The sequence below is a fragment of the Proteus sp. G3927 genome (assembly GCF_963894685.1).
Classification (GTDB): Bacteria; Pseudomonadota; Gammaproteobacteria; order Enterobacterales; family Enterobacteriaceae; genus Proteus; species Proteus mirabilis.
In genome coordinates this window covers 56,685-71,097 of the sequence record NZ_CAWQGX010000009.1, presented here as the reverse complement: position 1 = coordinate 71,097, position 14,413 = coordinate 56,685, and the positions used below count along the sequence as shown (strand labels likewise).

The 14,413-nt window shown below is 39.1% G+C and carries 11 protein-coding genes; 2 read left to right on the top strand and 9 right to left on the bottom strand.

What is annotated here, in order from left to right:
- Nucleotides 1–33: 33 nt before the first annotated feature.
- Together pyk and AACV00_RS02430 are read left to right on the top strand one after the other, a co-directional pair.
- The gene (gene pyk / locus AACV00_RS02435) at nucleotides 34–1,485 is read left to right on the top strand and encodes a pyruvate kinase (RefSeq protein WP_004245632.1); all 1,452 of its coding nucleotides are present in this window, start codon (nucleotides 34–36) and stop codon (nucleotides 1,483–1,485) included.
- A 220-nt stretch (nucleotides 1,486–1,705) separates the two neighbouring features.
- On the top strand, nucleotides 1,706–1,972 hold the full coding sequence (locus tag AACV00_RS02430; protein WP_004249427.1) for a DksA/TraR family C4-type zinc finger protein: 267 nt from the start codon (nucleotides 1,706–1,708) through the stop codon (nucleotides 1,970–1,972).
- Nucleotides 1,973–2,058: 86 nt separating this feature from the next.
- Here the strand turns inward: AACV00_RS02430 and AACV00_RS02425 are convergent, their stop codons facing one another.
- From AACV00_RS02425 to AACV00_RS02385, 9 genes are all read right to left on the bottom strand, one after another.
- On the bottom strand, nucleotides 2,059–3,795 hold the full coding sequence (locus AACV00_RS02425) for a pyridoxal phosphate-dependent decarboxylase family protein (RefSeq protein ID WP_004245634.1): 1,737 nt from the start codon (nucleotides 3,793–3,795) through the stop codon (nucleotides 2,059–2,061).
- A gap of 800 nt (nucleotides 3,796–4,595) precedes the next feature.
- On the bottom strand, nucleotides 4,596–5,909 hold the full coding sequence (locus AACV00_RS02420) for a CitMHS family transporter (protein ID WP_020946230.1): 1,314 nt from the start codon (nucleotides 5,907–5,909) through the stop codon (nucleotides 4,596–4,598).
- Between the two features lie 244 nt (nucleotides 5,910–6,153).
- Complete coding sequence (gene deoD, locus AACV00_RS02415) at nucleotides 6,154–6,870, bottom strand: purine-nucleoside phosphorylase (protein WP_004249423.1); 717 nt, start codon at nucleotides 6,868–6,870, stop codon at nucleotides 6,154–6,156.
- 78 nt (nucleotides 6,871–6,948) lie between these two features.
- On the bottom strand, nucleotides 6,949–8,175 hold the full coding sequence (gene deoB / locus AACV00_RS02410) for a phosphopentomutase (RefSeq protein WP_004245637.1): 1,227 nt from the start codon (nucleotides 8,173–8,175) through the stop codon (nucleotides 6,949–6,951).
- A 66-nt stretch (nucleotides 8,176–8,241) separates the two neighbouring features.
- Entirely contained in the window at nucleotides 8,242–9,564 is a 1,323-nt protein-coding gene (gene deoA / locus AACV00_RS02405) for a thymidine phosphorylase (RefSeq protein WP_004245639.1), read from the bottom strand.
- Between the two features lie 69 nt (nucleotides 9,565–9,633).
- Nucleotides 9,634–10,413: a deoxyribose-phosphate aldolase gene (gene deoC / locus AACV00_RS02400; RefSeq protein ID WP_004249420.1), complete on the bottom strand. Its 780-nt coding sequence runs from the start codon at nucleotides 10,411–10,413 to the stop codon at nucleotides 9,634–9,636.
- Between the two features lie 523 nt (nucleotides 10,414–10,936).
- On the bottom strand, nucleotides 10,937–12,238 hold the full coding sequence (locus AACV00_RS02395; RefSeq protein ID WP_004250187.1) for a NupC/NupG family nucleoside CNT transporter: 1,302 nt from the start codon (nucleotides 12,236–12,238) through the stop codon (nucleotides 10,937–10,939).
- A 287-nt stretch (nucleotides 12,239–12,525) separates the two neighbouring features.
- The gene (locus AACV00_RS02390; RefSeq protein WP_004249416.1) at nucleotides 12,526–13,308 is read right to left on the bottom strand and encodes a metal-dependent hydrolase; all 783 of its coding nucleotides are present in this window, start codon (nucleotides 13,306–13,308) and stop codon (nucleotides 12,526–12,528) included.
- Complete coding sequence (locus AACV00_RS02385; RefSeq protein WP_004245643.1) at nucleotides 13,305–14,366, bottom strand: patatin-like phospholipase family protein; 1,062 nt, start codon at nucleotides 14,364–14,366, stop codon at nucleotides 13,305–13,307. The genes AACV00_RS02390 and AACV00_RS02385 overlap by 4 nt, the downstream gene beginning before the upstream one ends.
- Nucleotides 14,367–14,413: the final 47 nt, after the last annotated feature.

The window sequence follows — 14,413 nt, the reverse complement described above, 5'->3', positions numbered from 1 at the left end:
TCAGTATCCCTCTTTAAAAAAGAGAATGTCACTATGCGTAAGACAAAAATTGTTGCGACTCTTGGCCCTGCTAGTTGCTCAGAACAGATGATTGAAAAACTGATTTTAGCTGGCGCTAATGTATTTCGTTTAAATTTTTCACATGGTACTCGCGAACAGCATCAGTCCACAGCCGCAACTATCCGTCAGGTCGCAAAAAAACATCGTGTATTTATCGGCATTTTAGCTGATCTGCAAGGCCCTAAGATCCGTATAGCGAGTTTTAAAAATAATGCTATTCAATTAACACAAGGGGATAGTTTTATCCTCAATGCAGATTTAGACAGCACACAAGGCGATGAACAACAAGTGGGGTTAGATTACCCACAACTTGTACAAGAAGTCACACCAGGGAATATTCTGTTACTTGACGACGGTAATATCCAATTAAAAGTCCGTGCAGTAAATAATAATAATATTGAGACAGTGGTCACTGTCGGTGGAAAATTATCTAACCGTAAGGGAATTAATTTACTCGGCGGCGGTTTATCCGCACCAGCCTTAACGGACAAAGATAAGCAAGACATACACACAGCAGCCGCTATTCAAGCAGATTATATAGCCGTTTCTTTCCCTCGTAATGGTGCAGATATTGAATATGCCCGTCGTTTAATTGTTGCTGCTGGCAGTCAGGCAAAAATTGTTGCCAAAGTAGAGCGTGCAGAAGTCGTTTCATGTCAAGCCAATATGGATGACATTATTCAAGCATCGGATGTCATTATGGTAGCGCGAGGGGACTTGGCGGTTGAAATTGGCGATGCCTGTCTTCCTGGTGCACAAAAACAGTTAATTGCTCGTTGTCGTGCTCTAGGCTGCCCGGTTATTACAGCCACCCAAATGATGGAATCCATGATTGAAAATCCCATGCCTACCCGTGCGGAGGTGATGGATATCGCTAATGCAGTAGGTGATGGCACAGATGCGGTGATGCTTTCTGCAGAAACAGCTGCAGGTAAATATCCTGAAGAAGCCGTTCGTGCAATGGCTCGTGTTGCAGAAGGTGCAGAGCGCTCTTTTGCCGCCAATGCCGAAAACCCATGGCAATCCCCTTCTTACTATTCACAAACAGGCCGTTGGATTGCTTTAGCGGCGACCACAGCAGCTTTTCATAATGATAAACATCTGAGCGTTGCTGCTTTAACTGACAATGGTCAATCAGTCACGCTTCTATCGCGCTTTATGCCAAATAACAATATCTATGCATTAACAGATAACCCCGCACTTGCTGGTCAGTTGACTGTATTACGTGGTGTAACGCCTGTCACTTATCAACGTCAAAATAATAATGATGGTGATGAAAACATCATGCAAAAACTGCAAACAGAGGGATTATTAACAGATATTCACTCACTCTTAATCACCCGTTTATCGACCTTTGAAAAAACCGGTGAAAGTGACTGTTGTCATCTGGTTCCGGTAAAACAAGTTACAACAGCTTTAACTTAATTGTCTGTTATCAAATAGCTTATGAGAGAGGCAACCTGAAGAGGCCAATAACAAGAAAAACAGTATAGCCAATTATTTTAGCCACATGGAACGTGGCTATTTTTCTTTTTAATGCACCTAACCATCATTATCTATTAAAAAATAGTGCTCCTAGCTGTTGTTTTTTTCGACAGCATCCCAATATTAATTCCTATATTCACTGTATTAATAGGAGAATATGATGGCAAGTGGATGGGCAAATGATAGTGCTGTTCAAGAACAAATTGATGCCACTATTGATGATGCCATTGCAAGAGCGCGTAACCAAATGACTCAGGGAGAAAGTGCTGAGTTTTGTGATGAGTGTGGTGAAGCAATTCCATTAGCTCGGCAAAAAGCGATTCGAGGGGTTCGCTATTGTATTAACTGCCAAGAGGCGATAGATAAAAAATATAATACCTTTAGTGGCTATAATCGCCGTGGTAGTAAAGATAGCCAACTCAGATAATGAGCACACTTCTTATACAAAAAACTGTACCTTATGTAAGCTTACTCAATCAAGGTACAGTTTATTTTATTCAATCAACTCACGAGTTAAATTTTGCTGACTTTCTTAGCACTTAAACTATGGCTCATTTCAGTAATTATCTTTAAGAAATTATCAATATGGGAACGTTCCGTATTCGGGTTCATAAAGACAGCTTTTTCTCCCGGAATATAAACATAGCGATTATTTTTTGCATACTTAGAGCAAGCAATAGAATCAACCCAGTTGGTAAATAATCCCTTTTTACCCCGTTGTAAGAATAATTTTCTATGCCATTGTGCATTATGTACCATAAAGTCATAGGCTTCTTTATCTGTCGCACAGGTTGATTCTAGATCAAAGGCAACATTAGGATCAGAGACTAAGTTTGGATCATATAATTTAAACCCAACGCTTGGGCCTTGGTTTTGAGGCACTATGACTTTGGCATTCCCCATAGCAAGTAATTGATGGCGCATATAGTTCGCGTTTTGTAGGCAATGGGCAATGATGGTTTGATAGCCTTCAATCCCCATATAATGCATCGCAGAATAAGCACCAAAAATACCAACCCCACTACGTGTACATTCAATAGTTGATTGTAAATGGGTTTGACCTTCTAATTCATGTTCAAAGTAAGTGAAGTTTTCCGGATCATTTTCAAGGGCAACAAAGTCATTGCCATTTTTCACTAACACTAAACTTGAGGTATAAGGTACATATCCCCACTTATGGAAATCGATAGTAATTGAATCAGCATATTTTAGATGTTTAAATTTCGCCACATTTTGGCGTAAACCTTCTAAAGTAATATCGTTGATAGCCAGAGGGTTGCTATTAAAATCATAATCTAAGAAGAAAATAATTGGCCAACCTACTGCTGCATCGACGTGAATATGTGGTTTAACCGCGATTTCAAATTCTTCACACAGACGATCTCTTAATTCGCAAACTCCTTTAACATCATCAACGCCAAAGGTGTCCGTCGTCCCTGTCGTCAGCATAATAGTTGGTACTTTACACTTAACAGTAAAACAAGCTCTTAATTCACGCTCTAAGTGTTCTAAATTAATCGTATTATCTTCGGACACCTTAATGCGGATAGTCTTGTTATTAACATCAACCCCTAATAGCGCCAAGTTGGTCATATTAGAATAATGACCCCCTTGAGAGTTAATAATACGATAATCCTGATCGGCTGCCATGCCTAAATGTTTAGAATTAGGCATTGATTTACGTAAACCAAATAGATAACCATATAAGTTACACATGGTGCCACCCTGGGTGAAAACCCCAGAGGCAACTTCGGGATCGTACCCTACTAATTTAGCTACTTTTTTAATGGTGACTTTTTCTAAAACGTCAGCAACACCTGAGTATTCACAATAAACCATATTAGGATTGCCCATTAATCCTAATATTGAGCCATAAACACCCGGATCGCTTGGCATCGCAATGACATTTTCAACCGCTAATGGATTTTCCCAGTTTTTGCATAACGTCGACACTAACATGAGTAACTCGTTAGGATCATTCTCTGGGTAATTAATATGTTGCTGGATCTGCCCATCAGCCATTAAACGGTCAAATAACGCCTGCCCATTCTCATAACGCTGTAATTGATCCTTATCATTCGTCATGGTCTTTCTAAACTGTGTAATAGACTGAATGGTTTTATCCTGAAATATCGGCCAATACTGCGGATCACGGCTGAAAAAGTGAGCAATAACATCACGGTACTTCTTCTCAAATTCAGCATTTAGAATGTTAGCAGAAGATAAACCCAACAAATCTTGACTTTTCACTATATTCTCCAAATAAAAACCGACAATAGCTTAAATAAACTGAATAGCAATACTATACATTTTCTTATTAAAATAGTTAGTGATCTATATATAACAGTTGTTATTTAAATAGTTAACTAATAATTTATTTTATTTAAAATATATCAATAAGATAGGGATAAATGGCAAGCTATATTGACAGTCATTGCACTCCTACCCTTGCTTTTATGTGACTGACATCACAATAAAAATAGTCTCACTATTAGCATTATCGCCGGAATTAACTGTAATAATTTGATATATAATGAAAAAATATTAAAACCAAATAACTTATTGAAATTATTAGAATAGATATTTAATTAAATTAATTAATCTATTTTTAATGAAATTAATGCAATTAAAATTGAATTTAATGTAACTACAATACTCAAAATAAGAATAAAAAACTACATTATGCTTTATTAATAGATAATTTATTTTTTACTTAACTTTTACGTGACATTAAATATTAAAATAATAGTTAATGATGCTAAAGAGGCTTAATAAAAACAATCAAGTCAATAACATTAGTTATTTATACTAAAAATAATTAAAAAATTAGCATAAGTTAAAAACTTAATATATTAAACTGTTAGGGCAAATAGTATTGGTAAGCGATGATAACGAACTTTACCAATAAACTGATAATAATGATGATACAGCTGAAATAGCTGATAGAAGATTGAGTAGGAAAATCAAATTGAGATGGGGATTAATACATAAAGCGGGAACAGTATTTCTTCCCGCTTTATTAATTAGAATTCGACCTTAATGTACAAAAATTAAAACAGTCCCAATAATGTGCCAACACCTAGGGTAAAGAAGCTAAATAGCCAAATCCAACCGAATGAGTAACGTAAATGTTTACCCATATCAGTGCCTGCAAGCCCCATAGCAAGCCAAGCGGCTGGTGAGAATGGACTTACAAAGGTTCCGGCATTATTACCTATGGCCATAGCATACACAACATCAGCAACATGGACACCACCACTAGCAGTGACCTCCTGCACAATAGGCAATAGCGCAAAATAATAAGCATCAGTGCTGGTAAAGATATCCATGGGAACACCTAATATACCTACAACAATATGCAAATTATCGACCCAATGAGAAGGTAATACTGCTGCTAAATCAAGGGCAATAGCTTCCAGCATCTTCCCATTAGACATGATGCCTAAAAAAGCACCTGCCGCTAAAATAATTGCTACCATAGAGAGTGCTTGAGGAGCATGATGATTAATTATCGCTATTTGATCTTTCGGCTTAGGATAGTTGATCACTAGGGCGGCTGATAATGCAACCATAAAAATATAAGGCGCCGAAAATAATCCTAAGGCTAAACACGTAATTGAGCCGATAATTAACAGAAGGTTGATCAAAAATTTTTGTGGTTTTTCTGTTCCTGTTTCTGGCTGATCTTCATCAAATTGTCTTAATAAAGAATCTTGCTCATAAGGCGTAGTCCCTTTTAGTTTTGCTTTAGCAATACGTTTGGTTTCTCGCACCCCCATAACCGCGGCAAAGAGCATCGAGCCAAAAATACCAATTATCTGTACTGGGATGATCTTTTGCCACAATTCCGCAGCCGAAATACCGGTTACAGCCGAGGCTCTACCTAAAGGCCCTCCCCAAGGTACCATATTCATCACCCCCATACTAGTGCACATAATTAGCAACATAAGATAAGGGCTCATACCTAAACGGCGATATAGCGGTAAAAAAGCAGGAATAATAATTAAGAATGTCGCCGCACCCGAACCATCTAAATGTACAACAGCCGCGACTAACGCTGTGACAATACACACTATAATGACATTGCCACGGGTGATACTGATCATCATACGGATCAGAGGGTTAAAAATATGCAGATCTTTCATTATGCTAAAAAAAAGTATCGCAAATAAAAACATCGTTGCGACACTACTCACCTTTTTAATACCTAATTCAAAAAAAGTAGATATTTCAGTAAATGAATAACCTGCGACAAGCGCACCAATTAATGGTATGACCGACATTGCAATAATTGGGCTTGTTTTCCCCATCATTAGTAATGTCACAATAGAAATAATAATGAGTAATCCGATAATCGTTAGCACATGAGGATCCTTGTAGTCGTTATTATATTTGCACTTTATGTTACAAAAATGCTAACCACTCATGTAAAAACAGTTTCAATGATGTGAAGTTAATCACCGATTATTTTCTATATAAATATACTTAGTAAAAATCCTAATTATATTAAATAAAGTTAAAAATCAAATGAATAAAAAGAAAAATAGACATAAAAAAACCCAATGCAACATTGGGTTTCAATTCAATTTAAGCAACGAAATGTATCAATTAGTCTTCTAATAACAGAACAGATTCTAATGCAATTTCAATCATTTCATTAAAGGTAGTTTGGCGCTCTTCTGAGGTTGTTTGTGTACCTTTCTTAATGTGATCAGAAACAGTACAAATTGTCAGGGCACGTGCACCATATTCCGCAGCTACACCATAAATACCTGCTGCTTCCATTTCAACACCTAAGATGCCGTATTTTTCCATCACATCAAACATTTCTGGATCAGGCGAGTAGAAAAGATCCGCTGAGAAAATATTACCCACACGAACTTTAATATCTTTTGCTTTCGCAGCAGATACAGCATTTTGTACTAATTCAAAATCAGCAATAGCCGCAAAATCTTGGTCTTTAAAGCGTAAGCGGTTAACTTTAGAATCTGTACATGCTCCCATACCGATCACAACATCACGTAATTCAACATCTGGTAATACCGCACCACATGAACCCACGCGAATAATCACTTTTACACCAAAATCAGTAATTAGCTCTTTAGCATAAATTGAGCAGGAAGGAATACCCATACCGTGGCCCATTACAGAAATTTTACGGCCTTTATACGTACCAGTAAAACCTAACATGCCACGAACATTATTTACTTGACGTACGTCTTGTAAAAAAGTTTCAGCAATGTATTTAGCACGAAGCGGGTCGCCCGGCATTAAAACGACATCAGCAAAATCGCCCATTTCTGCGTTAATATGAGGGGTAGCCATAATTCTTCCTTTTAATATTGATCTTTCACTATTCAAATATAATTCGGTAGACATATTGCTATGCCTACCGAAGTAAAATTAAAACATTGCTTTACCGTATTCTACTGGTGATAAACCGAAGTATTTCACAACAGTTTGTCCGATATCAGCAAAAGTTTCACGGTGACCTAATGAACCTGGTTTAACTTTTGGCCCATAAACCAGAACCGGAATGTGTTCACGGGTGTGATCTGAACCTTGCCAAGTTGGGTCACAACCATGGTCTGCGGTTAAGATCAAAATATCATCTTCTTTCACTAATTCCATCAGCTCAGGTAAGCGACGGTCGAATAATTCGAGTGCTTCACCATAACCGACAACATCACGACGGTGACCATAAGATGAATCGAAATCAACAAAGTTAGTGAAAACGATAGTGTTATCACCTGCTAATTTCATCTCTTCAATCGTTGCATCGAACAGAGCATCAATACCTGTTGCTTTCACTTTCTTAGTAATACCTACATTTGCATAGATATCAGCAATTTTACCGATAGAGACAACGTGGCCTTGTTTTTCATCAACCAGTTTTTTCAACATAGTTGGTGCTGGTGGCTCAACAGCTAAATCATGACGATTACCTGTACGTGAGAAATTACCTGGTTTGTCGCCAATAAATGGACGAGCAATGACACGACCGATGTTGTAATCACCTTTGTTTAGTTCATCACGAGCAATTTCACATAGCTCATATAATTTATCTAAACCGAAGGTCTCTTCATGACAAGCAATTTGGAAAACGGAGTCAGCAGAAGTATAGAAAATAGGTTTCCCAGTTTTCATATGCTCTTCACCCAGTTCATCCAGAATAACCGTACCAGAAGCGTGACAGTTACCTAAATAACCCGGCAAATTGGCACGTTTAACAATGTTGTCTAGCAACTCTTGAGGGAAAGAGTTTTTCAAATCTTTAAAGTATCCCCAATCAAATAATACAGGGACACCCGCGATTTCCCAGTGGCCTGACGGTGTATCTTTACCAGAAGAGATCTCACTCGCGTAGCCATAAGCACCAATAATTTCCGCATCTTTGTCTAAACCAACAGGGAATTTACCTGTTGATTCTTCAGCCGCTTTACCTAAACCTAAACGACAAAGATTAGGTAGGTGAAGAGGACCTTTACGACCATCTTTATCCGCTTTACCTTCTGCAAATGCTTGTGCGATATGTCCTAAAGTGTCTGCGCCTTGGTCACCGAATTTCTCCGCATCACCAGCAGCACCGATACCAAAGGAATCTAATACCATGATATGTACACGTTTCATAATTCTCTCTCCTGTGTCATTTTCCGTAGACCACGGATATGTCACTTATAAATCATCATTGAGTTCTTATTCGCTGACTTGGCGATACACCATTGGTGACGTTTCACGTTTTGTCTCACCAATTACCATCGCTTTACGGACTTCTGCCGCAGCTTCTTGCCATGATTTTTCACTATTGGCATGGATCATCGCGAGTGGTGTATCTGTATTGATTTCTGTTCCTAGTGCCGCGATTTCACTTAATCCAACACTGTAATCAATAGCATCAGTTGCTTTACGGCGACCACCGCCTAAAGTCACAACTGACATACCTAAAGCACGGGTATCCATTTCTGTGACAAAACCGGCTTTCTCAGCAAATACAGGCTTACTTAATACCGCCGTTGGCAGGTATTTATTGTAGTTTTCAACAAAATCTGTAGGACCATTTTGGGCTGCAACCATACGAGCAAAGACTTCCGCTGCTTTACCGTTATCCAGCACATCTTGCAGTTTTTGGCGAGCTTGTTGACGTGAGTCAGCTAAACGACCTGACACTAACATTTCTACACACAGTGCCATCGTAACTTCAAATAAGCGTGGATTACGGTATTCACCCGTTAAGAATTGTACTGCTTCACGGACTTCCACTGCATTACCTGCACTTGATGCTAATACTTCATTCATATCAGTCAGTAGTGCTGTAGTTTGGCATCCTGCGCCATTTGCTACTTGTACAATTGATTCTGCTAGCTCTTCCGATTTCTGATATGTTGGCATAAAGGCACCTGAGCCAACTTTAACGTCCATCACTAATGCATCCAAACCTTCAGCTAATTTTTTACCTAAAATAGATGCAGTGATAAGCGGGATTGAATCAACGGTAGCAGTAATATCACGTGTAGCGTAAAAGCGTTTATCAGCAGGTGCTAATGAATTGGTTTGCCCAATAATTGCTACACCAACATGACGAATAATATCGCGGAATTTTTCATCATCAGGGAAAATATCAAAGCCGGGAATAGCCTCAAGCTTATCAAGAGTTCCACCAGTATGACCTAATCCACGACCAGAAATCATCGGAACATAACCACCACAAGCAGCGACCATTGGCCCTAACATCAGTGATGTAACATCGCCAACACCGCCTGTTGAGTGTTTATCAACAATAGGACCATTTAAGTTTAGACTCTTCCAGTTTAGTACAGTACCGGAATCACGCATGGCTAATGTCAAAGCCACACGTTCAGGCATGGTCATATCATGAAAATAAATTGTCATTGCAAGTGCTGCAATTTGACCTTCAGAAACAGTATTATCTCTGACGCCATTAATGAAAAAACGGATCTCTTCTTCAGTTAAAGGATGACCATCACGCTTTTTACGAATAATTTCTTGGGCAAGAAACACTGCAACCTCCTGGTATTATAGCATTGATAACGCCCACCCATTGTAGGGTAGGCATACTTCATAAATGAATTAATAACCACTAGACGATTTTTGTTCGCCATGACCGAGTGTGGCTAATAAATTACCTAACAGACTTGATGCACCAAAACGGAAGTGGCGAGCATCAACCCAGTTATCGCCCATAATACGGTTTGCTAATGCAAGGTATTGCGCAGCTTCTTCAGCTGTACGTACCCCACCCGCTGGTTTAAAACCAACTTCTTTGCCAACACCCATATCGTGGATCACTTGAAGCATTAATTCAGCGCTTTCCAGTGTTGCATTAACAGGCACTTTACCTGTGGATGTTTTGATAAAATCAGCACCTGCTTTAATTGAGATTTCAGATGCTTTACGAATGAGCGCAGCATCTTTCAACTCACCCGTTTCAATAATAACTTTCAGTAAAGCACCCGCTTTAGCGCAAGCGTCTTTACATGCTTTAACGATATCAAAACCGATTTGTTCATTACCTGCCATTAATGCGCGGTAAGGAAAAACAACATCAACCTCATCAGCACCATAAGCTAATGCTGCATTAGTTTCAGCTAATGCGATATCTAAATCATCATTACCATGAGGGAAGTTAGTTACGGTTGCAATACGAATTTCTGGTGTTCCCTGTTCACGTAATACTTTACGAGCCAGTGGAATAAAGCGTGGGTAGATACAGATTGCGGCTGTATTACCTTCTGGGCTTTTCGCCTGATGACATAGTTTTGTCACTTTTTCATCAGTGTCGTCATCATTTAAGGTGGTTAAATCCATCAAAGACAGCGCAAGGCGCGCTGCAGCGGTTAAATCTGTCATAAAACTCTCCAACGATGTTTCTCAAGCCCTCTATGGGCATACGCTTTAAGGTTAGCGATTAATTTTGTTGGCGAGCGGACTTGGTTCCTTGAAGATGTGGTTGTAACAAGTGCTACAACGACAGCTGAGCTCCCTCTCACCGCGCTATGCTCACTTCGGCGACCCGTCATTGAGCTTTCGCCATTCCATGAAGTTTCAGCACATCTTATTTGAACACGCTAGAGAACAATTAGATGTGCTTTCTGTCACAATAATAAAATGAAACTTGCAACTAAAGACATTAATTTGTGATTAGAATCACAAAAATTTTATTTTCTGGTTTAATGTTACTCGAATAAAGTCAGTAAGTCGTCTTTATAACGTAAAAACTTTTACTTTTAATGAAATGACTCATTAATTGGCTAACTTCTCTACAAGTTGCGAAGTAACTCACATATATATAAAGGTAGTTAACATTACAACAGAAAACAAACAAAAAGAGCAGATAAGCAATTACCTATCTGCTCTGTAAATACTTTCTTATTTAAGCAGCAACCACAGCCATTGCGGTTAATGCAAAAAAGAAGCCGGCGATGGTTGCACTCATTAAGTTAGAGAGTGTACCCGCTAAAACGGCTTTCATACCTAAGCGTGCGACATCTTTACGACGGTTTGGTGCCATTCCCCCTAAACCACCCAGTAATACCGCAACAGAGGAAAGGTTAGCAAATCCACACAGCGCAAAAGAGATAATCACTTTTGTTTGTTCAGACAAGGCCATTAAACCCGCTGCTGCTAATTGTGATTCATCTTGCAGATATTTACTAAACTCCGAGTAAGCATAGAATTCGTTGATCACCAGTTTTTGACCAATAAAAGAGCCAGCAATGGTTGCCTCACTCCAAGGCACACCAATTAAGAAGGCGATTGGTGCAAATACCCAGCCTAAGATTAATTCTAGCGAGAAGTCTTCATAACCGAACCAGCCACCAATTCCGCCAAGAATACCATTAATTAAGGCAATTAATGCGACAAAAGCGAGTAGCATTGCACCTACGTTTAACGCAAGTTGTAATCCTGAAGAAGCTCCTGATGCCGCAGCATCAATAATATTAGCGGGTTTTTCTTCATCACTTAAGTTATCAAAAGCATCTTTTTGATCATCAGGTGTTTCTGTTTCAGGAACCAAGAGTTTTGCGAAGAGTAAACCACCTGGTGCCGCCATAAATGAAGCGGTGATCAAATACTCCAATGGCACACCCATACTTGCATAACCTGCCAATACCGAACCTGCCACTGATGCTAATCCACCACACATCACCGCAAAAAGTTCTGAGGTTGTCATTCTAGCAATATAGGGGCGAACCACCAGTGGTGCTTCTGTTTGTCCAACGAAGATATTGGCTGTTGCAGACATTGATTCAGTACGAGAAGTGCCTAATACTTTTTGTAATCCGCCACCTAAAATCTTAATGACAAATTGCATGATACCTAAGTAATAAAGTACTGCTATCAATGAAGAGAAGAACACAATAACAGGTAAAACACGCAAAGCAAAAACAAAGCCACCGCTGCCAAATAGCTCAAACATTTTGTCGGAAACTAAGCCAGCAAAAAGGAAGCTCATGCCGTTTTCACCATAATCGATGACATTTTTAACGGCATCAGAAATAGCCAATAACACTTTACGGCCACTTTCTGAATAAAGTACAAATGCGCCTAAACCAATTTGAATAAGGAATGCGCCACCGACCGTGCGTAATTTTATTGCACGTCGGTTGCTGGAGAAAAGAATGGCTATCAATATCAATGTGGCCATTCCGACCAAGCTCATAATGAGGTGCATTGAAGGATCCCTGTTCATATAAAAATTTAATGGATTATCAATAAGCTTGTTACTAAGTTTATTGACTCTTTTTTTGCCAGATAATTATACCTAGTCCCAGAAAAGAACCCTCTATATCCATCACAATTAGCATCTTAAAAAAGTAACATAAAAGTCACAAATGAGATCTAAATCACACTAAAAAGCAAAAAACGCACTTAATGGATAAAGTTCATTTGGAAAAGTGGTTAGCAGTTTAATAAAAAACGGTAATACGAATGGCAGAATAATTACTAATTTACTTAAAACTAGGCATCATCTGTTAACTGAAATAATTGTAGACTATTTAGGTAAAGTTGGTTTGCAATAACCTCTGCTGACTCTTGACGCAATTCACAAAGAGAAGAAAAAACAGCGAGAATTCGCTCAGGGCGGTTAGGCTCGCCTTGAAAACCACTTACAGGCATATCAGGCGCATCCGTTTCTAATAACAAGCGCTCTAAGGGTAGAGAGGCAATTGCACGACGTGTTTTTTGTGCACGTGGATAAGTGATAGTGCCCCCTACCCCAATGAAATAGCCTTGTTGAACAAAACGTTCTGCTTGTTGCAGACTGCCGGAAAAACCATGGATCACACCTTTACGAGGAACTGAATAACGGCGCAAAATAGCACTTAGGTTATCATGAGTTTTACGTGAATGAAGGATCACTGGTAAATCAAATTCTATCGCCAATTTAAGTTGTGCTATTAAAAATTGTTGCTGTTTTTCCGGATGTGGATTTGTCATATAGTTATCCAAACCCATCTCCCCCATTGCAACACAACGTGGCGTCGTTTTTAGGCGTGTTTTAAGTTCAATCAAGTGCTGCTCTGTATGCGCTTCAATATATAAAGGATGCAAACCTAGTGCACAATATAGTGCATTGTTATAACGAGACAATTCCGTTACCGCGTCCCAATTCCACTGAGCAACCGCAGGAATAATAATTTTTTTTACCTGAGCCTGTTGTGCTAAAGCAAGGCTATTCTCAAGGTCGTGATAAAAGACGGGAAAATCAAAATGACAATGCGTATCAATAAATCGACTCATTCTTGAACACTCCTTACTTCAGGGTGCACACTCCGAGTTCCTTTTTGAATGATTTCGGCATCTTCCGCTTTATCTGCTTTTGCTTCATTTTCAAATAGGCTAAATATTTTTTTATCGTGTTGCTGAAATTTTTTCTTAGAGAAGTGTTGACCAATAGTGGCTAGAAAATAGCGCCCACAGCGTCTACCAACATGATAATCATGATTTAATGCACTTAAACGGCTTCCTAATGCACTAGATTGTAGTGTTGTTGGTGGATATATTTCAATGATAACGGCATCTTCAGGTGGAGATTGGATAAATCTTAGTGTGTCAGTATAAGTTTCAATATGGACTTGAGCCATATTGAGAAAGCGTTGAAAACGGCCATTCTCAAACCATTTTCCCATTTTATCCACCCACTCGGTGGTATATTGATATTCAGACGGTACGGTTCGTATAACGACAATTGTACGACAACCACGACGATAAGCCTCTTTTACCGGGATCGCATCACTAATACCGCCATCATGGTAAACAACATCTTGAAATAAAACACCATTGCGATAAAACGCGGGGATCGCACTGGAGGCTTTCACAATATCAAGCCATGTGCTTTTTTCTGGTTGAAAATAATTTGCCTTAAAATTGTCGGAGCGACTTGCCACCATATAAAACTCGCGACCACTATCGAAACGACGTAATGCTTTAGGCATATTTAAAGGCATTTCTTTCGAAGTGGTTTCTATATACCAATCAAGATCGAGTAAATTTCCCCCACGAACAAAACGAATCGGATTAAAGAATTGGTTATTGGTGGTATAACGGTTAATGACTCTGCGGGCGTACCCCCTTTGTCCACAAGCAAAAGCAGATAAGTTTTGCGCCCCCGCGGATACCCCTAGGAGTAGATCAAAAGGATCAAATTGAGAGCGCATAAATTCATCAAGAACACCGGCAGTAAAGATGCCTCGCTGTCCACCGCCTTCGCAAACTAATGCAACTTTGCCTTGTGGTAAGGATGATTGAAATTCAAGTGCAGTAATATTATTTAATGTAACCGGTATATACTTCCCCATAGAGTCTCCTTAATACAACCTTATAAGGATACTCGCACCTGTTTTCA